We start from the raw sequence: 25,156 nt of genomic DNA on the forward strand, positions 1-25,156 counted from the left end.
TCAGGCGCGGGCGCTGAAAACTGAAAACCAGCCGCGCGAATCCGACCAGTGGGCAACGTCGCGATACCCGGCGCTTTGCAGCAGGTCGGAAAAGGCCTGTGGGGTGAACTTGTAGGAATTCTCGGTGTGGATGCGTTCGCCGGCGCTGAAGTCCCGTGTGCCGCCGGGCCAGGCCACGCGCAGCGCGCGTTGGGCTTCCAGATGCATTTCGATGCGCGAGCGCGCGGCGTTGAACAACGCGACGTGGCGCCAGTCGTCCACGTTGAAGTCGGCGTCCAGCACCTGGTTCACATGACGCAGCAGGTTCAGGTTGAAGGCGGCAGTCAGGTGCAGCGCGTCGTCGTAAGCGGGTTCCAGCACCTGCCTGGGCTTGACGCGGTCCACGCCCACCAGCAGGCCGCCGCCATCGCATTGCGCGCGTATGCGCTGCAGCATGGCGTGCGCGTCGTCGGGGCTGAGGTTGCCGATGCTGGATCCCGGGTAGAAGAACAGCCGCTGTTCCGCGGGAATTTCGGCGGGCAAGGCCAGCGCTTGCGAGAAGTCTTGCCCGATGGCGGTCACGCGCAAGTCGGGATAAGAGAGCCGCAGGCGCCGCACGGCGGTCTCTAGATAGTCGGCGGAGATATCGATGGGCACGTAGTGGCGCGGACGCAGGCTGGCGAACAGCCGCTCCGCCTTGACGCAATCGCCTGCGCCCAGATCGATCATGGACTGCACCGGGCCGATATGGCGCGCGATGTCCTGGCCGTGTCGCTCGAAGATTTCGGCTTCGCAGCGGGTGGGGTAGTACTCGGGCAACTGGGTGATGGCGGTGAACAGCGATGAACCCAGCGCGTCGTACAGGAATTTGGGATCGATGTGGGCGGGGTGATCCAGCAAGCCGTCGCGCAGTTCGACCTGCTCGGCGCTCAAGGCCAGGGATGGGCGCGCCTGATATTCCTGCGCGGTGTGGGCCAGCACTGCTGAAGGGGAAACCATGCGTTCACTTCCTTTTTTGAGGTGGGGTAAGCGCATTGCAAAGGGCTATTGTCGCGGCGGGTGGGGTTCCGCTGTCAAGCGCTAAGCTGCTGAATGCAATGGACTTTTACGAAATCGGGTCCGTCGGGGCGCAAGGGCCGCGCGGCGGTCCCAGGCAATCGCCCAGCAAGTTTCGCTCCGCTGAAATATCGGATTACGGCTGGTTGCCAAAGCTCGGGCGGCGGTGCCGAATGATCGGCACAATGGGGACATGGTCAACCGGATGGCCCCGCGGACGCACAATCGCGTCGGAACGGCGGCACAACGGCAGGCCCAATACCTTCACAAGGAGCGACTATGAATCGAAAGCACCAACGCGCCGAGATGGCTTTGCATCGCGACCGGGTCAACGACAGCTTCCATGAGCTGCTTGCCGGCACGGAAGACCTCTTGCGTTCGACGGCTTCCTATACCGGCTCCGAAATCGAATCGGCCCGCGCTCGCCTGAAGCAGCAGTTGGCCGACGCCCGCGACCAGGCGGGTGACTGGGAAGGCGCCGCGCGCGAACGCGCCCGCCGCGCCACGGCGTACGCCGACGAGTACGTGCATGAACATGCCTGGAAGTCCGTCGGCGTGGCCGCTCTGGTCGGCGCGCTGCTGGGCTGCCTGGTGGCAAGCGGCAGGCGCTAAGCCGGTCTCGCCATGAGGCCGCCAGTGCTGCCTCCGCCGCCGGCCGCGCGCCGGCGCGGAGGGCGCTCGAGGATAGCCTCATGGCTGCCCGGCGCGCGCCGCTGGGTAGAAGCGCTGTTCGTGGCATGCGCTGTCGCCATGCTGGCCGCTTGCGCCAGTGTGCCCAGCGCGCAGGAGCGAGATGCGCGCAAGGCGCAAGCAGGCTTGTCCGCCGAGGCGGCCCGCGACAGCTACCGCCGCGGGCAAGGCATTGCGGCGGATCTAAAAACTCCCAAAGACGATTTCCTGGCGCGCCATCTGGCCGTCGAGCAGGCCGTCAGCGGCACGCCGCTGTCGGCAGGCAACCGTGTCCGGCTCCTGGCCGACGGCCCCAGCACCTACCAGGCCATGCTGCAGTCCATCGGGCAGGCACGCCGGTACGTGCACATGGAAACCTATATCTTCGACGACGACGCGGAAGGCGCGCGCTTTGCCGAGGCCTTGATCGCGGCGCGCAACCGCGGGGCGGATGTGGCCTTGATGGTGGACGCGGTGGGCACGCTCAAGACCCCGGATGCGCTGTTCCAGCGCCTGCGGGACGCGGGCGTGCAGGTGGCGGTGTTCAATCCCGTCAATCCGGCCAGTGCGCGGGCAGGCTGGTCGCCGAACCAGCGCAACCACCGCAAGGTGCTGGTGGTGGACGGCAAGGTCGGCTATCTGGGCGGCATCAACGTCAGCAGCGTGTACGAGTCTTCGCCCGGGGGCGGGTCGGGATCGGGCGCGGGATCCAGTCCGGGGCGCGGCGCGGGCAAGGGCGACGGCAAGGGCGGAGGCGATGCGAAAACGGCGCCGTGGCGCGATACCCACCTGCGTATCGAAGGGCCCGCGGTCGCGCAACTTGAGCAGGTCATCCAGGCCGGCTGGGCATCGCAGTCCGACGAGCCGCTTGCCGCGGGCGGCGCACCGATCGCGCCGGCCGTGGGCGACACCCGCGTGCGCATCCTGGCCAATCAGCCCGATCGCAGCGATGGCTATACGGTCTACCTGACGCTGATGTCCGCGTTTGAAAGCGCGCAGAAGTCCATCCACATCACCATGGCGTACTTCGTGCCCGATCCGGCGTTCATCGACGTACTGTCTGGCGCTGCGCGCCGCGGTGTGGATGTGGTGCTGGTGTTGCCGGGCTTTTCCGATTCGTCGCTGGTGTTCAACGCGGGGCGTTCGCACTATACGGAATTGCTGAAAGCTGGCGTGAAGCTCTACGAGCGGCGCGATGCCCTGCTGCACGCCAAGACGGCGGTCGTGGACGGCGTGTGGTCCACCGTGGGCTCCAGCAATATGGACTGGCGCAGTTTTGCGCTGAACTACGAAATCAATGCGGTGGTGCTGGGCCCCGAGTTCGCCAGCGAAATGGAGGCCCTGTTCCAGCGCGATGTGGCCGACTCGGTGCAGATCACGCCCGAAGATTGGCGCAACCGTGGCGCCGACGATCGCTTCATGGAGTTCTTTTCGCGGATGTTCGAACGCTGGCTGTAGCGTCCGGACATCCGCTTTCGCTTGTGGCTAGACGTGCTGTTCGGCCAGCGCCGTGGTGATGTCGCGCGTCGGCTGGAACGACTGCGCCTGCGCCATCGCCCAGCCCACGCGGAACACCTGGTGGCGGAATTCGCCGCGCAGCAGTTCGCCGGGCGCCAATTCCGGAAACAGCGCCGACAGCAGCCGGATTTCACTGGAAGAGATGCGGCGCGCGATGTGGTGCGGACGCAGCTGATTGGGGTGTGTCAGGCCCGCGGCGGCCAGCAGTTCCGCCAGGGCGTGCAGCGTGTTGCTGTGGAAGTAAGCCACGCGCTGCGCCTTGTCGGGCACGACGAGTGCGCGTTGGCGCATGGGGTCCTGGGTGGTGACGCCCGTGGGGCATTTGCCGGTATGGCACGCCTGCGCCTGGATGCAGCCGATGGCGAACATGAAGCCGCGCGCGGCGTTGCACCAGTCGGCGCCCATGGCCATGACGCGCGCCATGTCGAACGCGGTGATGATCTTGCCTGACGCGCCCAGCTTGATGCGGTCGCGCAGGTTCACGCCGATCAGCGTGTTGTGCACCAGGCGCAGCGCTTCGCGCAGCGGCGTGCCGACGTGGTCAACGAACTCCACGGGCGCGGCACCAGTGCCGCCTTCCGCGCCATCCACCACGATGAAGTCCGGCGTGATGCCGGTCTCCAGCATGGCCTTGACGATGGCGAACCATTCCCACGGGTGGCCTACGCAGAACTTGAAGCCCACCGGCTTGCCGCCGGACAACTCGCGCAAGCGTGCCACGAATTTCATCAGCCCGATGGGCGTGTCGAAGGCCGAATGGCTGGCTGGCGAATTGCAATCCTGCCAGGCGACCACGCCGCGCGCTTCCGCGATTTCGGGCGTGACCTTGCCCGCGGGCAGGATGCCGCCGTGCCCCGGCTTGGCGCCTTGGGACAGCTTGATTTCGATCATCTTCACCTGCGGCGTACAGGCGTTCTTGACGAAGGCTTCTTCCGAGAACGCGCCGTGCTCGTCGCGGCAACCGAAGTAGCCCGAACCGATGTTCCATACCAGGCTGCCGCCGGGCTGGCGGTGGTAGCGGCTGATGCCGCCTTCGCCCGTGTCGTGCGCGAAATTGCCCTGGCGCGCGCCTTCGTTCAGCGCCAGGATGGCGTTGGCCGACAGCGCGCCGAAGCTCATGGCCGACACATTGAACGCCGACATGGAGTAGGGCTGCTTGCAGTCGGGCCCCCCCACGGTGACGCGGAAGTCCGTGTCGTTGATGTGCGAGGGCGACATGGAATGGTTGATCCATTCGTAGCGGTCGCCGTAGACGTCTTCTTGCGTGCCGAAGGGGCGTTTGTCGATCTCGCGCTTGGCGCGCTGGTACACGATGGAGCGCTGCGCGCGCGAGAACGGCGCGGCCTGCGTGTCGTCTTCCAGGAAGTACTGGCGGATTTCGGGGCGGATGAATTCGAACAGGAAGCGCAGGTTGCCCAGGACCGGGTAGTTGCGCCGGATGGCATGGCGGGTCTGGATCAGGTCATAGACGCCAAGCGCGCCCAGCATCGCCAGCGGAACGGCGGCCCACAGCCACCAGAGCGAACTCGTGAACGCCAGCACGGCGGTGACGGCTGCGCCCGCCAGGGTCAAGATAAAGGCCGTGTAGCGGCCGACGATCCAGCTCATAGTCCTCTCCGTATTGCGGAATGCAGCAACCATACACCAGCTGAACCACCGAAAAAAAAGAAAGCCCCCTGAAATAGGGGGCTGTTCTGGAACACTGTTTTCCGGCAGAGGGATGTCAGCAGCTGGAGGGCGGCGGTGTCTTTTCCACCGCCAGTCCGAAGGCGGGGCGCAGGCGCACACCCAACGCGCTGCCCGCGAATGCGGCCGGCAGCCACAGCCAGGCGTGCAGGCTGCCCGACAGGATGCCGCTGAAGTAGGCGCCGATGTTGCAGCCGAAGGCCAGTCGGGCGCCGTAGCCCAGCAGCAGGCCGCCGATGACGGCGCCGGCCAGCGAACGGGCCGGCACCTTCCAGACGGGGGCGAACTTGCCGGCGGCGCTGGCGGCGGCAAGCGCACCCAGCATCAGGCCGATGTCCATGACGGTCGTGACGTCCTGGCGCAGGGGCGCCGCCAACGCGGGCTGCTTGCTCCAGTAGGTCCAGGTCGCCACGTCGCCGGCAACGGCGTTCCAGGCCTTCGCGCCCCACAGCGCAAACGCCGAGGTGATGCCCCAGGGGCGGCCAGCCAGCGCCAGCGTCGCGAAGTTCAACACCACCAGCGCCACGCCGCCCCAGATCAGCGGCCAGGGGCCCTGCAGCAGCGAGACGGGCCGCGCGGTGCGCGACGCGAACGAGATCACATGGCCGTGGCGGCGCTTCTCAAGCGCGGTGGCGCCCCAGGCGATCAGCGCGAACACCGCCAGGTTGGCGATGAGCGCGGGCGCCAGGCCCCAGGTCTTGATGAGCGAGGTGGGCGCCAGCGCCGGCAGCGTGGACCACCAGCCGAAATTGGCGGTGGCGATCACCGAACCCACGATGAAGAACAGCAGCGTGACCAGCATGCGAGTGTTGCCGCCGCCGACTGCGAACAGCGTGCCCGACGCGCAGCCGCCGCCCAGTTGCATGCCGATGCCGAACAGGAACGCGCCCAGTACGACCGACACCCCCGGCGGCGAAACCAGCCCCGTGACGGGCTGGCCGAAGAGCGAACCCGAAGCGAGGAAGGGGAAGAACAGCAGCACCCCGACGCCCAGCATGAACATCTGTGCGCGCAGGCCGGCGCCGCGGCGGTCGGACACGAAGACGCGCCAGGCTTGCGTGAAGCCGAACGAGGCGTGATAGAGCGTGACGCCCAGCAGCGCGCCAACCACCCACAGCGCGCCTTGGCGCCAACTGACGGTCTGGTTCAAATACAGCGCGCCGGCCAGCACCAGCAGCAGCGCAATCCAGAGCGGCGCGCGGTTGATCTGGATGGGCGGCAGGGCCGAGGGCAAGGGCAGGGTAGAGGCGTTGGAGCTCATGGGGCGTCCCGGTGGGATCTGGATCGTCAATGCAAACGGGCGCGTAAAGGGCGCCCGTCGGAATATCGAAAGTGTAAGGCCGGGCCTTAACGCCTTCAAACTATTGATTACTGCTTCAATAATAACCAATAGTTATATAGGACATGCCGCCCTGCGGGGTCCCGATGAAGAGCGATCAGGAAATGGGGTGCGTGTTGATCCAGGCGACCAGCAGGCTGACGGTCAGCACTGACGCCACGGTCGAGACGAGGATGGCGCGCGACGTTACCCGCGCGTCGCGGCCATACATCTTGGCCAGCATGAAGGGACCCGTGCCGATCGGCAGCGCGCTCATCAGCACGGCGGTCCAGGCCCAGAGCGGGGGCATGGAAAAAACGTAGAAGGCCAGCACCGCCGTGACGGCGGGTTGCAGCAGCAGCTTGCCCGTCACCAGACGCAGGACGCCGGGGCCCGCCGTAGCGGTTTCCGTCTGCGCCAGGAACAGGCCGATCGTGACCAGCGCGCACGGGCTGGCCGATGCGCCCAGCAGCGACACGTAGCGGTCGACGCCTTCCGGCAGCGCCACGCCGGTCGATGCCCAAGCCAGGCCCAGCACCGGCGCGGCCAGCAGCGGGTTGCGCATCAGCGCGCGCCCGACCTTGATGAGCGTGGCGGCCACGTTGGGCGTCTGCTGGCGGTCGAACTCGATCATCGCGATGGCGAAGCCGAACAGGACGCTGGCGGTCAGAAGCGTGGTGAAGGCGGCGGGCGCCAGGCTTTCGGCGCCAAACAGCGCCAGGCACAAGGGGATCCCCATGTAGCCGGCATTGGCGTAGGACGCGGCCAGGCCTTCAATGCTGCGGTCGGTCAGCGCGCGCCGGCCGCCGCGTCCCGGCAGGAACGACACCAGGAACGTGACCGCGATGCCGCCTGCGAATGCGCCGACAAAACCCCAGTGTGCCATGTGCGCAAGATCCACCTGCGTCATCGCGCGAAACAGCAGCGCGGGCAAGGACAGGTAGACCACGTAGCGGTTCAGCGCGTCGGTGGCGCCGGGCCCCAGCAGTTGGAGCCGGGCGGCCAGCCAGCCAGTCAGGATCAGCGCAAAGACGGGCAGGGCGGCGGTAACGACGGCATTCATGGTCGACGGTGTGGCGGGCCAGGGGCGCGGGAAGGCGCCTATTCTACTTGCGGCGCCCGCGCGCTGCGGGTGACTAGCAGGATGCCGACGGCTGCCAGCGCCATGCCGGGCCAAGCCAGCAGCGGAATGGGCTCGCCCAGCGCCATCAGGGCGAAGACCGCCGTGCAGGGCGGCACCAGGAAGAACAGCGCCGACACGCGCGAGGCCTCGCCGTGCCGGATCATCGTCAGCAGCAAGGTGATGGCAACCAGCGAATTGCCCACGACCAGATAGGCCAGCGACGCGAGCAACGGGCCGGTCCATTCGATGCGCATCGGTTCCAGCCAGAAGGCCAGCGGTGCCGATACGGCCAGCCCGACGGCGTACTGCACCAGGTTGGACGTGACGGGGTGCGTCTGCGCGCCATAGCGCTTTTCATAGAGGGTGCCGCCCGTGATGCAAAGCAGCGCGCCCACGGCGAACAGCAGTCCCAGCGGCGCCAGCACGTCGATGGACGCCTTGGCGACGATGACGAGCGCGGCGCCCGCCACCCCTAGGCCCAGGCCGGCCCAACGCCGGGCATCCACGCGTTCATGCGCGATCAGGGGCGCCAACAGCCCGATCAGGATCGGCTGCAGCGAGGCGATCAGCGCCATGCCGCCCGCGGACATGCCCAGCTTCAGCGAGAGATAGGTGCAACAGAAGTAGCCGGCCTGCAATAGCAGCCCGACCATCGCCAGATGGCCCCAGGCGCGGGCGCCCGGCGGCAGCGGCGGACGCAGGACCACCATGAAAGGCAGCAGGATGAGGACGACGCAGGCGTATCGCACGGCCAGGAACGTCATCGGGTCTGCATAGGCCAGCCCGATCTTGAGCACGACGAAACCGCTGGACCACAACACCAGGAAAAGCGCGGGGGCGGCTTTCAGCCAAGCCGGTGGGGCGGAGGGCGTCATGTCGTGCCTAGGCAACGTGGGCAAGCCGCGATCGTACCCCTTTTCGCCTGGATGTCATCCCTGCGAGAATGCGGCGTAGGATATTTATTATTGACAAGCTGCACGCGAGGGAATGGAGATGTCGACCAACAAGCAATCATCGGTGCGTATCGCGTTGGGTACGTGGGACCGGCTGCGCGAAGATGCCTACTCGGTTCGCTACGAGGTGTTCGTCGTCGAACAGCGAGTGCCTCCTGAGGTCGAGCTGGATGACGACGATGCCGTGTCAGTGCATGCCGTGGCGTACGGGCCTGACGGCACGCCGATGGGCACGGGACGATTGCTGCCCGACGGCCATATCGGCCGCATGGCTGTGCATAAGAAGGCGCGCGGCATGGGGGTGGGCGGCCAATTGCTGGATGCGTTGATCGGGCAAGGCCACGGCGACGGCCACCGCATGCTGGTGCTGCACGCGCAGACCCATGCCGCCGGGTTCTACGAAGCGCACGGCTTTACCGTGGAAGGCGAGGAATTCGTCGAAGCCGGGATTCCGCACGTGGTGATGACCCGCGTGCTGAAGTAAGGCGGCCAGGAGCCCCGGCGCTGCCGGGGCTGAAAAGACCGGGACGGAAAAGAAAAAAACCCCGGTCGTTTTCACGAACGGGGTTCTTCTTGGCGCATCACGACAGGTACCTCGTGATGTAATAATTGGTGCCCAGGAGAGGACTCGAACCTCCACACCTTGCGGCACACGGACCTGAACCGTGCGCGTCTACCAATTCCGCCACCTGGGCGCTGGTGCTTCACTTGTTGCGTCGCTTTCGCTTCGTTTCTTGGTCAGCAGCAGTGGAACGAGATTATGCATACTTTTTTTAAGGTGTGCAAGTAATGGCGACTATTTTTCCTCTTTTTTGCATTTTTTTCGAGCGGCCAGCTTTCGATATAGTGTCGCCCCATGTCCCGTACCCTTTGCACGCGTTGCCTGCGTCCTGAATCGCACTGCCTGTGCGCGCTAATTCCTTCCTTGTCATGCCGCACGCGCGTCGTGGTCTTGCAGCATCCCAGCGAGGCGCGCCATGCGCTGAACACGGCCAGGTTGGCCGTCCTGGGGTTGGCGGGCGCGCGGCGCGTCGTAGGCGAATATTTCTCGCCGGCCGATTGGGCGGAGCCCGGTTACGCGCCCCGTCTGCTGTTTCCCGGTCCGGCGGCCGACATTTTGCATCCCGGATATGGGCAGGATCAGGACCTGCCGATCCAATTGATCGTGCCGGACGGCACCTGGGGGCACGCGCGCAAGCTGCTGCACATTAATCCTGAGTTGGCGGCGCTGCCGCGCGTGATGTTGCCGGCGGGGCTGACGACGCGGTATCGCGTGCGCCATGCGGACATTCCGGGCGCCTTATCCACGATCGAAGCCGTGACGCATGCCTTGAATGCGCTGGAGGCGCCGATGAACGCCGATGCGTTGTTGCGGCCTTTCGAAGCCTTGATCGATGGCCAGATCGAAGGCATGGGCGAAGACCTGTATGCGCGCCATCATCTGCAGCGCAAGGTGCCGTGGCGCTGATGCCAGCGGTGGGGCGCCCCTGGCCTGGAAAATAACGGCAGGGCGCTCAACGATCAACGCGGGAAGAAGATGCGTTTAAAGGGCGGGGGATAAGGATCGGGACAAGGATAAGCGCGGAAAAAGCAAAAGCCCCGAACATCTTTCGATTTTCGGGGCTTTCAGCCTTGCTATCAAAACCAGCATGCTGCTGATTCGACCTATATGCGGGTGGTGCCCAGGAGAGGACTCGAACCTCCACACCTTGCGGCACACGGACCTGAACCGTGCGCGTCTACCAATTCCGCCACCTGGGCACTGGGAAATACTTGCGTACTTCGCGTCTTGCTATTTTTACTGCTCTTTAATTTACTGCTTTCTTATCAAGCCAGCCCGAAAGCTGATTCGATTTAAATTCCGTGGTGCCCAGGAGAGGACTCGAACCTCCACACCTTGCGGCACACGGACCTGAACCGTGCGCGTCTACCAATTCCGCCACCTGGGCACTGAAAGATACTGTCAGAACTATGTGATACGCTGCCGCTCTAGTTGCTTTGTTTTTATTAAGGCCTGTACGTTGTTTCCAGCGTACTTACTTAACTAAAACATGCGTCCCGAGCGCAGTTGGTTTTACAATGGGTCTTTCGACCCCTCTGACCATTTCTGCTTCAGTGTTCAGCCTTGGGCGAACCACAGAAGCTGCGCATTATATACGGAAATTTCAGCTTTGGCAAAACGATCGAATAACGAATCGAAAAACAACAGATCAACACCCTTGCCCGAAGCGCCGCCGGACTTCGATCCTGATGTCCCGTCCCGTGAAGCCATTCTGACCGCGCTGCGTGCCGCGGGTTCGCCGTTGTCTCCGGTGGAATTGGCCGAGCGCATGGGCGTAGAGCGTGCCGCGACGATGGTCGGGTTCGAGCGCCGGCTTGGCGCCATGGAACGCGACGGGCAACTGATGCCCAACCGCAAGGGCGTGTTGCTGCTCGCGACCAAATTGGATTTTGTCGCCGGCAAGGTGCTGGGCCACCGCGACGGTTTCGGCTTCCTGCTGCGTGATGACGGCGGCCCGGACCTGTTCCTGTCGCCGCGCGAAATGCTCAAGGTGCTGCATGGCGACCGCGTGCTGGTCAAGCCGTCGGGCGAATACCGCGGCAAGCCGGAAGGCACCATCGTCGAAGTCATCGAACGCCGCACCAACAAGCTGGTGGGCCGTTTCCTGCACGAGCATGGCCTGTCCATCGTCGTGCCCGAAGACCAGCGCATCAAGCACGACATCCTGATTCCGCCCAGCGACACCAACGGCGCCCAGCACGGGCAAGTGGTCGCGGTCGAGATCATGGAACAGCCCACGCGCCACACGCAGCCGCTGGGCCGCGTGGCCGAGGTGCTGGGCGAAATCGATGACCCCGGCATGGAAATCGAGATCGCGGTGCGCAAGTTCGACGTTCCCGTCGAATTCTCGGAAGCCGCCCGCAAGCAGGCCGCGCGCTTGCCGGACGTGGTGCGCAAGAGCGACCTGAAAGACCGCGTGGACTTGCGCGATGTGCCGCTGATCACCATCGATGGCGAAGACGCGCGCGACTTCGACGATGCCGTCTATTGCGAACCCGTCGAACTGGGCACGGGCCAGCGCAAGCGCCCGGGTTGGCGTTTGCTGGTGGCCATTGCCGACGTCAGCCACTATGTGCGTCCGGGCGACGCCTTGGACGATGACGCGATCGAACGCGGCACCAGCGTCTACTTCCCGCGCCGCGTCATTCCGATGCTGCCCGAGACGCTGTCCAATGGCTTGTGTTCGCTGAACCCCGACGTGGACCGCCTGGTGCTGGTCTGCGACATGGTGATTCCGGCTACCGGCGCCAAGGCCGGCACGGTAACGGCCTACCAGTTCTACAACGCGGTGATGCACTCGCATGCCCGCACCACCTACACGAACATCTGGGCGGCCTTGCAGCAGCCCGGCGGCCCGGCTGCCGCGGCGATGCGCGCCGTCATGCCGCAGGTCCAGCACCTGTACGAGCTGTTCCAGTTACTGGTGCAGGGCCGCAAGAAGCGCGGCGCCATTGATTTCGACACGGTCGAGACCAAGATCGTCTGCAACGAACTGGGCCGGATCGAACAGATCGTCCCGTCGGTGCGCAACGACGCCCACAAGCTGATCGAAGAATGCATGTTGGCCGCCAACACTTGCGCGGCCGACTTCATGACGCGCAGCAAGCATCCTGGCCTGTACCGCATCCACGAAGGTCCCACCCCGGAACGCCTGCAGTCGCTGCGCGAATTCCTGCGTACGATGGGCCTGTCGATGGGCGGCGGCGAAACGCCTACCGCCAAGGATTACGGCGATTTCCTGGATACCGTGCGCGGCCGTCCCGATTACCAGCTGCTGCAGACCATGTGCCTGCGTTCCATGCAGCAGGCCGTCTACAGCCCGGACAACATGGGTCACTTCGGCCTGTCTTACCCGGGCTACAGCCACTTCACGTCGCCCATCCGCCGCTATCCCGACCTGCTGACGCATCGGGTGATCAAGGCCTTGCTGGCCGGGCAGCGCTATGTGCCGAGCCTGGACGACCAGGCGGTCGTCATCGGCCGCACGCAGAAGGAACACGAGCACGCCATCTGGGAAAAAATGGGCCTGGTGCTGTCGGCCAGCGAACGCCGCGCCGATGAGGCATCGCGCGACGTCGAGGCCTGGCTCAAGTGCTGGTTCGTCAAGGAGCGCGTGGGCGAAGACTTCAGCGGCACCGTCACTGGCGTGGCCAGCTTCGGCATCTTTGTCACGCTGGATACGCTGCACGTCGAAGGGCTGGTGCACGTCTCCGAATTGGGCGGCGAGTACTTCCAGTTCAACGACGCCCTGCACGAACTGCGCGGTGAGCGCACCGGCATGCGGTATCGCCTGACCGACAAGGTGCAGGTGCAAGTGGCGCGCGTGGATCTGGAAGCGCGCCGCATCGAATTCCGTCTGGTGCAAGGCACGAGTTTCGACGCGCTGCGCAAGGCGGCGGCCCGCGGGCCGGAAGAGCCGATGCGCCGCGTGAAGAAGGCGGCGGCTCCCAAGCCGGCGGCCCTGAAGGGACAGACCGCCAAGGAGCGGCGCGCGGACGCCAAGAAGGCGGGCAAGCCGCCCAGGGCAGCCAAACGCGCCGCGCCGGCCAAGAAGGCGACGCACAAGCGGCACTGATCTGCCCTGAATGCGCCCCGTTATGGCCAGTCCGTCTTAGGGCGGCGCGGCCATAAGGGGTAACATTGCGCTGATGGCCGGCTTGGTCCGGTGGCCCGCCCCCTTTGGGGCGGGTATTCGTTTATCTAAAGGTATTGCATTTATGGCGTCGACCCAAGTTCTGGCCGGGTTTCACGCGGTTGTCGCGCGGCTGCGCCACGCGCCCGAGTCGATCAAGGAAATCTATGTAGAGGCGTCGCGCCGCGACAAGCGGATGCAGACGTTCATCGAGCAAGCCGAAAAGGCGGGCTGCCGCCTGCATCCGGTGCCGATGGAGCGCCTGGACGGCCTGTCGCGCGGCACCCGGCATCAAGGCGTGGTGGCCCTGGCCGACGAACGCCAGCTGGCGGTGGACGTGGATGAGGTGCTCGACGTGATCGAGGGCCCGCCGCTGCTGCTGATCCTGGACGGCGTGACCGATCCCCACAATCTGGGCGCCTGCCTGCGCACCGCGGACGCCGCCGGCGTGCACGCCGTGATCGCGCCGCGCGACCGTGCCGTGGGCTTGAACGCCACGGTGCAGCGCGTGGCCTGCGGCGCCGCCGACACCGTGCCGTACGTGATGGTCACCAATCTGGCGCGCACGATGCGCAGCCTGAAGGACCGCGGCGTCTGGCTGGTCGGCACCGACGATCAGGCGACCGACAGCATGCACAAGATCGATGCGCGCCAGCCGATGGCGTGGGTCATGGGGGCGGAGGGCGAGGGCATGCGCCGCCTGACGCGGGAAACCTGCGACCAACTGGTGAACATCCCCATGCTTGGTTCGGTGGAAAGCCTGAACGTCAGCGTGGCCAGCGCCGTCTGCCTGTACGAGACCGTGCGCCAGCGCCAATCCTGATTTTGCCCGACCCGACTTATTCGTAGCTCTTCCTTTACGCGTCAGCCCATCATGCACCAGAACGGCTTTACCACCACGATCCTCCATTCCGACCGCCAACAATCCGTCGAGCACGGAGCGGTGCACAAGCCCATGCACCCGTCGTCGGAGTTCGCCTATGACGACGCGCGCGAGCTGGCTGCGGTGTTCCAGGGCAAGGCGGGCTTCACTTACGCGCGCCAGGGTACGCCCACCACCACGGCGCTGGAAGCCAAGATCAACCACATGGAAGGCGGCAAGGGCACGGTCAGCTTCGCCACGGGGATGGCCGCGCTGTCGGCCATCTTCACGACGCTGCTGCGCCGGGGCGACCACCTGGTGTCCAGCCAGTTCGTGTTCGGCAACACCAACAGCCTGCTGGGCACGTTGCTTGAACTGGGCGTGGAGATCACCTTCGTGGACGCGACGGACTCGGCCCAGGTGCGCGCCGCAATCCAGCCCAACACGCGCATGGTCTTTACCGAGACGATCGCCAACCCGGGCACGCAGATTGCCGACCTGGCCGTCATCGGCGAGATCTGCCGTGAGAAGAACCTGGTCTACGTCGTGGACAACACGTTGACCTCGCCGTGGATGTTCCGCCCTTCGACGGTGGGTGCGTCGCTGGTCATGAATTCCTTGTCGAAGTACATCGGCGGCCATGGCAACGCGCTGGGCGGCTCGGTGACCGACACCGGTCTGTACGACTGGTCCGACTACTCCAACATCTATGACGCGTACCGCAAGGGCCCGTCCACTGGTTGGGGGCTGACGCAGATCAAGAAGAAGGGCTTGCGCGACATGGGCGGTACGCTGGCCGCCGAGCCCGCGCACCGGATCGCGGTGGGCGCCGAGACGCTGGCGCTGCGCATGGCCAAACACTGCGCCAACGCGCTGGCGCTGGCGCGTTTCCTGGAAGAGCACCCTGGCGTGGCCAAGGTGCACTATCCGGGCCTGGCAGGCCATCCGCAGCATGCGCGGGCGACGGCGCTGTTCGGCGCGCGCTTCGGCGGGCTGCTGGGTGTGGAACTGGCCGACGGCGTGGATTGCTTCGATTTCCTGAATCGCCTGCGCATCGTGCTGATGGCCACGCACCTGGGCGACACGCGCAGCCTAGCGCTGCCTGCGGCGCACACCATCTATTACGAGATGGGCGCCGAACGCCGCAAGCAGATGGGCATTGCCGACAGCCTCATCCGGGTATCGGTGGGCATCGAGGACGAGGCCGATTTGCTGGTTGATTTCGATCAGGCGCTGACCGGCTGCCTGAAGGGATAATGCGGCAAGCGCAAGCCGGGCGCGAGGGCGCGCCGGCATTGCAATCGGGACGGTTCTCATGCTTATACAGATCGCAGAAGTCTTCACGCCGCAAGAAGCGGCGGATATCCGGGCCAGGCTGGACGCCGCCGACTGGGTGGACGGCAAGGTCACGGCGGGCTACCAGTCGGCCGAGGTCAAGCGCAACCGCCAGCTGCCCGAGCAGCACCCGCTTGCACAAGAACTGGGCAACCTGATCCTGCAGCGATTGGCGGCGAACAACCTGTTCATGTCGGCCGCGTTGCCGCGCAAGATATTCCCCCCGCTATTCAACCGCTATGAGGGCGGCGAAGCCTTCGGCTATCACGTGGACAACGCGGTGCGCGGCATTACCGGCACGGCCGAGCGCGTGCGCACCGACCTGTCCGCCACGCTGTTCTTCTCCGAGCCCGATTCCTACGACGGCGGCGAACTCGTCATCGACGACACCTACGGGCCGCGGGCGGTAAAGCTGCCTGCAGGGCACATGGTGCTGTACCCGGGCACGAGCCTGCACAAGGTGAATCCCGTCACGCGCGGGGCGCGCGTGAGTTCGTTTTTCTGGATGCAGAGCCTGGTGCGCGAAGACAGCCAGCGCGCCTTGTTGCTGGACATGGATGTGGCCATCCAGCGTCTGAACCAGGATGCCGCAGGGCATCCTTCCATCGTGCAGCTGACCGGCATTTATCACAATTTGCTGCGTCGTTGGGTTGATGTTTGATTCAGGCTTGAAACGATATCCGGACGGTGTCGCGCAAACACCGAAATGCGCGTTTTTGTATATTGCGAAATCAGCTAAAAGCTAGTATTGGCGCGGGTTGTGGTGAGGTTTTCGCTTGACAGCCGCGCCCCGCCAAGGCCTAATACATGTCTGCGTCGCTGACGGTTTGACGGCATCAAAGCCATCAAAACCTAAGCGGCGCAGCAGTTTAAAAGTTGTGCTTTGCAGCGCAAGAAAAAAGTTTATCCACTGTCTGTTCGTCGTTTGTCGGGCCATGCGTTGGTTTGTGGCGTCCCATCTTGACAGTCATGAACCGCACGGCCTCGCCAGACTCAATACCTTGTGAGGGGTACACCTGAATGAACAAAACCGAACTCATCGATCACATCGCCAGCAAGGCCGATATCTCCAAGGCTGCCGCCGGTCGTTCGCTCGACGCCTTGATCGGTGCCGTCAAGACCACCCTGAAGAAGGGCGGTACGGTCACGCTGGTTGGCTTTGGCACGTTTGCCGTGTCGGCTCGCGCTGCTCGCACCGGCCGTAATCCGCGTACCGGCGAAACCATCAAGATCAAGAAGGCCAAGGTGCCGAAGTTCCGTCCGGGCAAGGCCCTGAAGGACGCCGTCAACTAAGGACGGCATGGCGGTCGCCGGGCATTGGTCCCAAGCGATTTGCCCACAACTACGCGGTCCGGTATACTCCGGCCCGCGTATTGCTTTTGAGTACCCCGAGTTGGCAGTTTGCCTGGCACGAATCATCACATTGATGAGGAGTGGCAAGCAGCGATAAGCAGTCAGGATCGGGTGCTTAGCTCAGTTGGTAGAGCGGCGCCCTTACAAGGCGTAGGTCACAGGTTCGACCCCTGTAGCACCCACCAAAAGCCCACGCAGGCGGTTTGGATCCCCAAGGGTTCCCTTCCTGCCGCACACAAGACCCGCACACGTCACCGTGGCGGGTTTTTTGTTTTCGGGCCCCCGTTTTCGCGTGCGGGCCGGCCCCGGTTGTCCCCGCCATTTCCGGGGCGTCAGATTTTTTCGTAAACGTTTTATGCATTCGGGATGGATGCGCGCCCAGGGGTGCTACGCTAGCCCAGACGAAATAGGACGTGCGAATCATTCGCATTTAAGATATTATGTTCGGCTTGTACCGGCCAACCGGCGTCACTTTTTCGTGTGCGTCTTCTCCCTGGCTGGCCGGATAAGTCAATGCACCCCTGGCTGATTCATGCCTAGTTTTCAACGCGGTTGGAATTCATCTTCGCCGTCTTCATTTGGTATACGTGCAGGCGCTGGCCTGGCGGTTGTCGCGCTTCATGCGGCAGTGATCGGTGCCATTTTCATGGCTCCTGCGAATCGTCCTGAACTGGAGGAGCCCGAGGCCGTCATGGTCAGTCTGGTGGATGCGCCCATCCCGCAGATCGCGAAGGCTGAACCCACCCCGGAAGTGCCGCAGCCGGTAGTCGAACCGCCGCCGGAGCCGCAACCCGAGATCGAGCCGGAACCCGAGCCCGAACCCGAGTTGAAGCCCGAGCCCGAACCGGAACCCGAGCCGGTGGTCGAGAAGCCGCCGATGCCGGCCCCCAAGCCCAAACCGAAGCCCAAACCCAAGCCCCAGCCCAAGCCCCAGCCCAAGCAGGAAGTCAAACCCGAGCCCAAGCCCGAGACGCCGCCTCCGCAGACGCCGCCCGCTGGCGCGACGGATGGCGCGCAGGCCTCGCAGAGCCCGCAGCAAGGGCCCCCGCCTGACCAGCCGATCCTGGTGTCGAGCATCGAATTCCAGGGGGCGCGCCCCATGCCCGTCTACCCGCAGGCCTCGCGCCGCATGCGGGAGGAGGGGCGGGTGTTGGTGTTGGTGGAAATCAATACGCAGGGCCTGGTGGACCGCGCCGCGATCGACACGTCATCGGGTTTCCCGAGGCTGGACGAATCGGCACTGACCGCCGCCCGCAAGGCCAAGTTCAAGCCCTATACCCGTAACGGCGTGGCCTATCCCGCCAAAGCCAAAATTCCGTTCGATTTCGTAATGAGGAACTGAGATGTCCAACGCACTGCATAGCGCCACCCTGGTGGCGCAGGCGACCACCAGCCCGGCAGCGCCGGCTGCTGCCGGCGCCGCTGCGCCCGCAGCCCAACAAGCTGCTACCGCCGCTGGCGGTGTCGCCCAGCAATCGGCAGACGCGCTGCACGGCGCCGCCGCCGCGCTGCCGTCGCTGCCGCCGGCCCCGGCCGTGCCCGACATGGGCTTCCTGCACTTTGTCGCGCAGAGCGACTTCGTGGGCAAGAGCCTGTTCATCATCCTGATCCTGATGTCGCTGGTGACCTGGTACCTGATCCTGGTCAAGGCCGCCAGCAACGTCAGCATGCGCAAGCGTTCGGCCGACTTCCTGAACAAGTTCTGGAACGCCAGCTCGCTGGAGCAGGTCGAGCACGAAATCAGCACGCACGGCGCGCGCGATCCGTTCTCGCACCTGGCCAGCCACGCCATGCACGCGCAGGCGCACCACAACAAGTTCGGCGCGACCAAGCTGGAAGAGTCGGGCAGCAATTCCGATTTCGTCACGCGCACCATGCGCAAGGTCATTGACGAAGAGACCGCCAAGCTGGAAAACGGCCTGACGGTGCTGGCGTCGGTGGGTTCGACCGCCCCGTTCGTCGGCCTGTTCGGCACGGTGTGGGGCGTGTACCACGCCCTGGTGGGCATCGGCCTGTCCGACGGCGTGACCATCAACCGCATCGCCGGTCCGGTGGGCGAAGCCCTGATCATGACGGGCCTGGGCCTGGCCGTGGCCATTCCCGCGGTGCTGGCTTACAACACCTTCGTGCGCAACAACCGCGTGTTCCTGTCGCGGCTGGATGCGTTTGCCCATGACCTGTTCGCGTTCCTGACCACCGGCCAGCAAGTGTCGCTGTCCGACGGCAAGGTGCGCGCGCTGCGCCGCCAGAGCAGCAATGGCGCCGCGGCTCAACGCGGGAGTGAATGATGGCCTTTGGCAGCTTCGAGGGTAAAGGGTCCGGAAGCCATACGGTTTCCGAGATCAACATGGTGCCCCTGATCGACGTCATGCTGGTGCTGCTGGTGATCTTCATCATCACGGCGCCGCTCTTGGCGCACTCGATCAAGATCAACATGCCCCAGGTGGCCGCCGAGCAGATCGAGGAAGAGCCCAAGACCGTGGACCTGGCGATTGATGCCAGCGGCGCGCTGTTCTGGGACGAAAAGCCGGTCAATATCGATGACCTGCCGAACCGCTTCAAGTCGATCGCCGGCACCAAGCCGCAACCGGAAATCCGCATTCGCGCCGACCAGAACACCCGCTACGAAACGCTGGCCAAGGTCATGGCCTCGGCTCGCCGCTCGGGGATGTCGCGCATCGGATTCGTCACGACGCCGCCTTCGGGCGGGGCCGCTGCGGCCGAAGCGCCGCCCTCGGGCGCTGCGCCGGGCGGGGCCACCCCGGCGCCTGCCGGGGCACCGTCCGGCCGGTGAACGGATCCTGAGGGAAAGGGGCGCATTTCGCGCCCCTTTTTTTTCGGATCGCGCTAGAATCGCGGCATGCGAGTACTGGTAATCGAAGACGACACCACCCTGGGCCACGCGCTCCAGGAATTCCTGGCCGACCAGGGTTATGCGGTCGACTGGCTGACTGAAGGCGACCGTGTCCTGGGCGCTTTGGCAGGCCAGCCGTATGACCTGATGCTGCTCGACCTCAATCTGCCCGGCATGAGCGGGCTTGACGTGTTGCGGCAACTGCGCCAGGACGGCAATCAGGTTCCGGTGCTGATCCTCACGGCGCGCGACGGCATCGAAGACCGCGTCGCAGGCCTGGATGCCGGCGCCGACGACTACGTCACCAAACCTTTCGAATTGCCCGAGCTGGCCGCGCGCGTGCGCGCCTTCGGCCGCCGCCGCGCCGGTCAGGCGCAGCCGCTGATCGAAGTCGGCCCCCTGGTGTTCGACACGGTCGGCCGCGAAGTTCGCGCCAATGGTCAGCGCCTGTCGCTGTCCGTGCGTGAGCTCTCCGTGCTGGAGATGCTGATGGCCCGCGTGGGCCGCGTCGTGACCAAGCGCCAGATCGTCAATTCGTTGTCCGCCTGGGACGCCGATTTCAGCGAAAACGCCGTCGAAGTGTATGTGTACCGCCTGCGCAAGCGCCTGGAAGGCACGGGCGCCAGCATCCAGACGGTGCGTGGCTTCGGCTACATGCTGGATGTGGAAACGGCCTGACGGGCCGGTCGCGGCCGGCATGCTCCGGCTGCGCGCTGCCATCCGCTCAAGCGAGGGTATCGCGTCATGACGCAGGAACGCACTCCTTCCGCTCTTCCGGCAGCACGTCCCATGCTCCCTTCACGCTCGCTGGCGCGGCATCTGGTGATACGCCTGATGCCGCCGATCCTGCTGCTGGTCCTGCTGGACCTGGCTGCAACCTGGGTCATCACCCACAAGATCGACATGTCGCTCTGGATGCTGGAGGATTTCTTCTGGCTGATGGTGGTGGGACAGGTGGCGCTGATCGCCTTGTTCACCTGGGTAGTGGTGCAGGGCGTGCGGTCCGGACTGCGGTCCGTGAACCACTTGTCCGAAGAGATCCGCCAGCGTTCAATTGACGACATGCAGCCGCTGGAAGTGGCGGGCGTGCCGGTGGAGATCGAACCGCTGGTGACCCACACCAATGACCTTCTGCTGCGGCTGGACGCCTCGCTGGCGGCGCAGCGCCGCTTCATCGGGCATGCCGCCCACCAGTTGCGCACCCCCTTATCGGGCCTGAGGCTTGAATCCGAGCTGATGCTGGCCCGACCCTTGCCTGACGACGTGCGGGCCCGTGCCGAGCGCATCAAGGCCGTCAGCGACCGCATGATTCGGCTGGGCCAGCAGCTGCTGGTGCTGGCGCGCGCCGACCCCAATGCCCGTCCCCAGGACAGCTTTGTGCGCATCGACCTGTGCGAATGGGTGCGGGTGCACGGCGCCGAGTGGTTTCCCCGGGTGCGCGAGGCGCGGTACGAGCTGGACCTGGTGGCGCCCGACGCGCCCATCTGGATCGATGCCGACCCCTTGCTGCTGGCCGAACTGCTGAGCAACCTGATCGACAACGCCCTGCGCTACGGCAACGAGACCGGCCGCATTACGCTGATCGTGGGCGCCAATCCCCCGTCCCTGACGGTCGAGGACGACGGGCCGGGCATTCCCCCCGACGAGCGTGACCGCGTGTTCGAGGCTTTCTACCGGTCGCCGACCGCGACGGCCGGCGGCTCGGGCCTGGGTCTGGCGATCGTGCGCGAGATCGCGCACGCGCACGGCGCCTGGTGGAAGCTGACCAGCCGTCCCGATTTTTCCGGCACACGGCTGTCCGTCGTGTTCCCCGGCCCCCGCAAAGGGGCCCAACTTACTCGTCAAGAACCCACATCATGAGCCAAGCCACGGCTGGTGTTCCTTCATCGCCCGGGGCGCATGCGGGAGGCGCGCACGCGCCCTCGTCGCGCGCGGCGCTCATCATGGGCGCGCTGGGCGTGGTGTATGGCGACATCGGCACCAGCCCGCTGTACACCCTGCGCGCCTGCTTGACGGGCCTGAGCGTGCATACCGACCTGGAGCCGGCGCATCTGCTGGGCGTGCTGTCCATCCTGTTCTGGATGCTGATGGTGGTGGTGTCCCTGAAGTACGTGACGCTGGTGCTGCGCGCCGACAACCGCGGCGAAGGCGGTACGCTGGCGCTGCTGGAATTGGCGGTGCGCAATCGTGAAGGCAAGATGCGCTGGGTGCTGATCGTGCTGGGCATTTTTGGCGCGGCGCTGTTCTATGGCGACAGCATGATCACGCCCGCGATCTCCGTGCTGTCGGCACTGGAAGGCATCGGGATCGTGTCGCACACGCTGGACCGGTGGGTGGTGCCGATCGCGCTGGTGGTGCTGGTGGCGCTGTTTGCGATCCAGTCGCATGGCACGGGCGTGATGGGCAAGCTGTTCGGTCCGGTGATGCTGGTGTGGTTCGGCACGCTGGCCGCACTGGGCGCCTGGCAGATCTGGCAGACGCCGGAAGTGCTGTCGGCCTTGAATCCGATGTGGGGCCTGCGCTTCATCGTGGAATTCCCGCTGATCAGTTTCGTGCTGCTGGGGGCGGTGGTGCTGGCGCTGACCGGCGCCGAGGCGCTCTACGCCGACATGGGCCACTTCGGCCGCCCGGCGATCCGCAGCGCCTGGTTCAGCATGGTGCTGCCGGCGCTGACGCTGTGCTATTTCGGCCAGGGCGCGCTGCTGCTGCGCGACCCCACGGCGATCCGCAACCCGTTCTTCATGATGGCGCCTGAGTGGGGCCTGGCGCCGCTGGTGGCGCTGGCCACCATCGCGACGATCGTGGCATCGCAGGCGGTGATCTCCGGCGCCTATTCGGTGACGCGCCAGGCGGTGCAATTGGGCTTCTGGCCGCGCATGCAGATCCTGCATACGTCGGCGGTGGAAAAAGGGCAGATCTACTTGCCGCAGGTCAATGCGCTGCTGCTGTGCGCGGTGCTGGTGCTGGTGCTGCTGTTCCGCAATTCGGACAACCTGGCCGCCGCCTACGGCTTTGCGGTGACGGGCACGATGCTGACGACGTCGGTGTTGGCCTTCGCAGTGCTGCCGCGCGGCTCCACGGGCGTCAAGCGCATGCTGTGGTTTACGGTGCTGGGCTTTTTGCTGCTGTTCGACGTGCTGCTGTTTTCGGCCAACGTGTTCAAGATTCATGAGGGCGGCTGGCTGCCGCTGCTGGTGGCGATCGTGGTGTTCACGCTGATGATGACGTGGCGCCGCGGCCGGCATCTGCTGTCGGACATGCAGCATCGCGACCGGCAGCCGCTCAAGGAATTCATGGAACAGCTGGAAGCGTATCCGCCGTCGCGGGTGCCGGGCACGGCGATCTTCATGACGATGAATTCGGGCAACGTGCCGCCGGCACTGCTGCATAACCTGAAGCACAACAAGGTGCTGCACGACCATGTGCTGTTCCTGACGATTCTGGTGGCGGATGTGCCGTATATCTCGCCGGAAGAGCGTTTCGTGGTGAAGAAGCTGAGCGCGTCCAGTTGGACGGCGACGATCAACTACGGGTTCAAGGAAGATCCGGACGTGCCGGAGGCGTTGCGGCTGGTGGCCGAGGCGTATCCCGAGCTGGATCTGGAACCGATGCGCACGTCTTACTTCCTGTCGCGGCAGACGGTAGTGGCAGCCAGGAAGCCGGCGTTGTGGCGATGGAGAAGGGCGGTGTTTTCGTTCATGGCCCGGAATTCGACGCGGAGTACCAAGTTTTTCAAGATTCCGGCGAATCGGGTGGTGGAGATGGGGATGCAGGTGGAGTTGTAGTCTTTTTTTTCTGCTGGGCGTTGTTGGTTCTTAAGACGCCCGGCCTGACGGCGGCGCGGCAAGCGCGGGTCAACGATTGCGGTCCGGAGCCTTCGCTCCGGACTCCCCCGTCGTCATCTTCGTCACTGCCGCTGGCAGTTCCTTCAGATTCCCTCGGGCTTATCGACTCCCCGTGCTTGCCGCGCCGCCGCCTGGCCGGGCTTTGGTGGTTGGAACCTGACGTCGGCCGGGGCGGGTGGGGTGCTTGGGGTTCTGGGCTACAAGTGGGTGGTGGTGGAGGGTCTTGCGGGGCCCGCGCCAGGCCGGCCGCGCGGGCGGCCTTTTGGCGCTTACGCGGTGTCTTGCGTCTAGGTGGGGGCGCTTCGCGAATGCGTGGGACCGTAGGATGGGTGGAGCGCGGGGAAACTCTCCGCCATTGGTCAGGTGCCCAACGCGCGCAACCCATCAAGCTGCCGTCACCCCACGACGATTCCCCAACGAATCATCAGATTGCGCCGGCGCCGCCACGACGCCCACACAATAAAAAAGCCCCTCGGGTTCGCCGAGGGGCTTTTTTCGGGCGGAAGAATTATTTCTTCTTGCCGTCGTCCTTCAACTGCGGCAGCGAGGTGCCGCTGGAGGCCAGGAGGCCGGTCTTGACGTAGGTGAACAGCTTTTCGCGGGTGTCGACGATGTCGAGGTTGCGCATGGTCAGCTGGCCGATGCGGTCTGCCGGAGTGAAGGGGGCGTTTTCCACCTTTTCCATGGACAGGCGCTCGGGGGCGTACGTCAGGTTGGCCGATTCGGTGTTCAGCAGCGAATAGTCGTTGCCGCGGCGCAGTTCGATGGTGACTTCGCCGGTGATGGCGCGGGCGACCCAGCGTTGGGCGGTTTCGCGCAGCATGATGGCTTGCGGATCGAACCAGCGGCCTTGGTACAGCAGGCGGCCCAGCTTGCGGCCGTTTTCGCGGTACTGCTCGATGGTGTCTTCGTTGTGGATGCCGGTGACCAGGCGTTCGTAGGCGATGAACAGCAGGGCCAGGCCCGGGGCTTCGTAGATGCCGCGGCTCTTGGCTTCGATGATGCGGTTTTCGATCTGGTCGCTCATGCCCAGGCCGTGGCGGCCGCCGATGCGGTTGGCTTCCAGCAGCAGTTCGACCGGGTCGCTGAATTCCACGCCGTTCAGGGCGACCGGCTGGCCTTCCTCGAAGCGGACGGTGACTTCTTCAGCCTTGACGGCCACGTCGTCGCGCCAGAACGCCACGCCCATGATGGGCTTGACGATGCGGATGCCGGAGTTCAGTTGCTCCAGGTCCTTGGCTTCGTGGGTGGCGCCCAGCAGGTTGGAGTCGGTGGAGTAGGCTTTTTCGGCCGACATCTTGTAGTCGAAGCCGGCTTGGCGCATGTATTCGGACATTTCCGAACGGCCGCCGAGTTCGTCGATGAAGCGCTGGTCGAGCCAGGGCTTGTAGATCTTCAGGTCCGGGTTGGTCAGGAGACCGTAGCGGTAGAAGCGCTCGATGTCGTTGCCCTTGAAGGTGCTGCCGTCGCCCCAGATGTTGACGTTGTCTTCCTTCATGGCGGCCACCAGCATCGTGCCGGTGACTGCGCGGCCGATCGGGGTCGTGTTGAAGTAGGTGATGCCGGCGGTCGAGATGTGGAACGCGCCCGCTTGCAGGGCAGCGATGCCTTCGGCCACCAACTGCGCGCGGCAGTCGATCAGGCGGGCGTTTTCGGCGCCGTAGGCCAGGGCCTTGCGCGGGATCTCGTCGTAATCGGACTCGTCGGGCTGGCCCAGGTTCGCGGTGTAGGCGTACGGGATGGCGCCATTGTTGCGCATCCACAGGAGCGCTGCGCTGGTGTCGAGGCCGCCGGAAAAGGCGATGCCGACCTTCTGGCCGGTGGGAAGGTTCGGGAGGATAGTGGTCATTGTTTGAGGTGAGACGCCAACAGGACTTTGACAGCAACGAGCCGCCAAACAAGAAAGGTGAC

21 protein-coding genes and 4 tRNA genes are annotated in these 25,156 nt (G+C 65.0%); 16 read left to right on the forward strand and 9 right to left on the reverse strand.

Annotated elements, in window-relative coordinates:
* Window positions 1–978 carry an L-histidine N(alpha)-methyltransferase gene (gene egtD / locus CEY09_RS24650; protein ID WP_088590620.1) on the reverse strand — a complete coding sequence of 326 codons (978 nt, stop codon included), beginning with the start codon at window positions 976–978 and terminating at the stop codon, window positions 1–3.
* Window positions 979–1,314: 336 nt separating this feature from the next.
* Here egtD and CEY09_RS24655 point away from each other — a divergent pair, with 336 nt between their 5' ends.
* Window positions 1,315–1,647 (forward strand): ElaB/YgaM/YqjD family protein, encoded by a 333-nt coding sequence (locus tag CEY09_RS24655; RefSeq protein WP_088590621.1) that lies wholly within the window; start codon window positions 1,315–1,317, stop codon window positions 1,645–1,647.
* 12 nt (window positions 1,648–1,659) lie between these two features.
* Window positions 1,660–3,162 (forward strand): phospholipase D-like domain-containing protein, encoded by a 1,503-nt coding sequence (locus tag CEY09_RS24660; RefSeq protein WP_377785520.1) that lies wholly within the window; start codon window positions 1,660–1,662, stop codon window positions 3,160–3,162.
* 27 nt (window positions 3,163–3,189) lie between these two features.
* Here CEY09_RS24660 and CEY09_RS24665 read toward each other — a convergent pair whose 3' ends face one another.
* From CEY09_RS24665 to CEY09_RS24680, 4 genes are all read right to left on the reverse strand, one after another.
* Entirely contained in the window at window positions 3,190–4,830 is a 1,641-nt protein-coding gene (locus tag CEY09_RS24665) for an FMN-binding glutamate synthase family protein (RefSeq protein WP_088590623.1), read from the reverse strand.
* A 115-nt stretch (window positions 4,831–4,945) separates the two neighbouring features.
* Window positions 4,946–6,169: a YeeE/YedE family protein gene (locus CEY09_RS24670; protein ID WP_167390153.1), complete on the reverse strand. Its 1,224-nt coding sequence runs from the start codon at window positions 6,167–6,169 to the stop codon at window positions 4,946–4,948.
* A 175-nt stretch (window positions 6,170–6,344) separates the two neighbouring features.
* On the reverse strand, window positions 6,345–7,289 hold the full coding sequence (locus CEY09_RS24675) for an AEC family transporter (RefSeq protein WP_088590624.1): 945 nt from the start codon (window positions 7,287–7,289) through the stop codon (window positions 6,345–6,347).
* 38 nt (window positions 7,290–7,327) lie between these two features.
* Window positions 7,328–8,224, reverse strand: coding sequence for a DMT family transporter (locus CEY09_RS24680; RefSeq protein WP_088590625.1), 897 nt, complete (start codon window positions 8,222–8,224; stop codon window positions 7,328–7,330).
* Window positions 8,225–8,336: 112 nt separating this feature from the next.
* Between CEY09_RS24680 and CEY09_RS24685 the strand changes: the two genes are divergently transcribed.
* The gene (locus CEY09_RS24685) at window positions 8,337–8,786 is read left to right on the forward strand and encodes a GNAT family N-acetyltransferase (protein ID WP_006224940.1); all 450 of its coding nucleotides are present in this window, start codon (window positions 8,337–8,339) and stop codon (window positions 8,784–8,786) included.
* A 126-nt stretch (window positions 8,787–8,912) separates the two neighbouring features.
* Here the strand turns inward: CEY09_RS24685 and CEY09_RS24690 are convergent.
* A tRNA-Leu gene (locus CEY09_RS24690) sits at window positions 8,913–8,997 on the reverse strand.
* A 161-nt stretch (window positions 8,998–9,158) separates the two neighbouring features.
* Here CEY09_RS24690 and CEY09_RS24695 point away from each other — a divergent pair.
* Entirely contained in the window at window positions 9,159–9,770 is a 612-nt protein-coding gene (locus CEY09_RS24695; protein WP_006224939.1) for a tRNA-uridine aminocarboxypropyltransferase, read from the forward strand.
* Between the two features lie 208 nt (window positions 9,771–9,978).
* On the opposite strand, the gene CEY09_RS24700 is transcribed toward CEY09_RS24695, so the two are convergent.
* A tRNA-Leu gene (locus tag CEY09_RS24700) sits at window positions 9,979–10,063 on the reverse strand.
* A 103-nt stretch (window positions 10,064–10,166) separates the two neighbouring features.
* Window positions 10,167–10,251 (reverse strand) — tRNA-Leu (locus CEY09_RS24705).
* A gap of 222 nt (window positions 10,252–10,473) precedes the next feature.
* Between CEY09_RS24705 and rnr the strand changes: the two genes are divergently transcribed.
* From rnr to CEY09_RS24765, 12 genes are all read left to right on the forward strand, one after another.
* Window positions 10,474–12,939: a ribonuclease R gene (gene rnr / locus CEY09_RS24710; protein ID WP_035213170.1), complete on the forward strand. Its 2,466-nt coding sequence runs from the start codon at window positions 10,474–10,476 to the stop codon at window positions 12,937–12,939.
* A gap of 142 nt (window positions 12,940–13,081) precedes the next feature.
* Window positions 13,082–13,819 (forward strand): 23S rRNA (guanosine(2251)-2'-O)-methyltransferase RlmB, encoded by a 738-nt coding sequence (rlmB, locus tag CEY09_RS24715; RefSeq protein ID WP_006224937.1) that lies wholly within the window; start codon window positions 13,082–13,084, stop codon window positions 13,817–13,819.
* Between the two features lie 51 nt (window positions 13,820–13,870).
* Entirely contained in the window at window positions 13,871–15,115 is a 1,245-nt protein-coding gene (locus CEY09_RS24720) for a cystathionine gamma-synthase family protein (protein ID WP_088590626.1), read from the forward strand.
* Window positions 15,116–15,173: 58 nt separating this feature from the next.
* Window positions 15,174–15,854 carry a Fe2+-dependent dioxygenase gene (locus CEY09_RS24725; RefSeq protein ID WP_088590627.1) on the forward strand — a complete coding sequence of 227 codons (681 nt, stop codon included), beginning with the start codon at window positions 15,174–15,176 and terminating at the stop codon, window positions 15,852–15,854.
* Between the two features lie 359 nt (window positions 15,855–16,213).
* Complete coding sequence (locus CEY09_RS24730) at window positions 16,214–16,486, forward strand: HU family DNA-binding protein (RefSeq protein WP_003812968.1); 273 nt, start codon at window positions 16,214–16,216, stop codon at window positions 16,484–16,486.
* 169 nt (window positions 16,487–16,655) lie between these two features.
* A tRNA-Val gene (locus CEY09_RS24735) sits at window positions 16,656–16,731 on the forward strand.
* Between the two features lie 347 nt (window positions 16,732–17,078).
* Window positions 17,079–17,888 (forward strand): energy transducer TonB, encoded by an 810-nt coding sequence (locus CEY09_RS24740; protein WP_088590628.1) that lies wholly within the window; start codon window positions 17,079–17,081, stop codon window positions 17,886–17,888.
* 1 nt (window position 17,889) lies between these two features.
* A complete protein-coding gene (locus CEY09_RS24745) occupies window positions 17,890–18,834 on the forward strand; it encodes a MotA/TolQ/ExbB proton channel family protein (RefSeq protein WP_088590629.1) in 945 nt (314 codons plus the stop codon).
* Window positions 18,834–19,340 (forward strand): ExbD/TolR family protein, encoded by a 507-nt coding sequence (locus tag CEY09_RS24750; RefSeq protein WP_088590630.1) that lies wholly within the window; start codon window positions 18,834–18,836, stop codon window positions 19,338–19,340. The genes CEY09_RS24745 and CEY09_RS24750 overlap by 1 nt, the downstream gene beginning before the upstream one ends.
* A 66-nt stretch (window positions 19,341–19,406) precedes the next feature.
* Window positions 19,407–20,078, forward strand: a complete 672-nt coding sequence (locus tag CEY09_RS24755; RefSeq protein WP_006218435.1) for a response regulator transcription factor — start codon at window positions 19,407–19,409, stop codon at window positions 20,076–20,078.
* 111 nt (window positions 20,079–20,189) lie between these two features.
* Window positions 20,190–21,260: a sensor histidine kinase gene (locus CEY09_RS24760; protein WP_377785521.1), complete on the forward strand. Its 1,071-nt coding sequence runs from the start codon at window positions 20,190–20,192 to the stop codon at window positions 21,258–21,260.
* Window positions 21,257–23,185, forward strand: a complete 1,929-nt coding sequence (locus CEY09_RS24765; RefSeq protein ID WP_088590631.1) for a potassium transporter Kup — start codon at window positions 21,257–21,259, stop codon at window positions 23,183–23,185. Before CEY09_RS24760 ends, CEY09_RS24765 begins: the two co-directional genes overlap by 4 nt.
* 568 nt (window positions 23,186–23,753) lie before the next feature.
* Here the strand turns inward: CEY09_RS24765 and argG are convergent.
* On the reverse strand, window positions 23,754–25,094 hold the full coding sequence (gene argG / locus CEY09_RS24770; RefSeq protein ID WP_006224929.1) for an argininosuccinate synthase: 1,341 nt from the start codon (window positions 25,092–25,094) through the stop codon (window positions 23,754–23,756).
* Window positions 25,095–25,156: the final 62 nt, after the last annotated feature.

The organism is Achromobacter marplatensis (assembly GCF_002209535.1).
In the GTDB taxonomy this organism is placed as follows: Bacteria; Pseudomonadota; Gammaproteobacteria; order Burkholderiales; family Burkholderiaceae_B; genus Achromobacter; species Achromobacter marplatensis.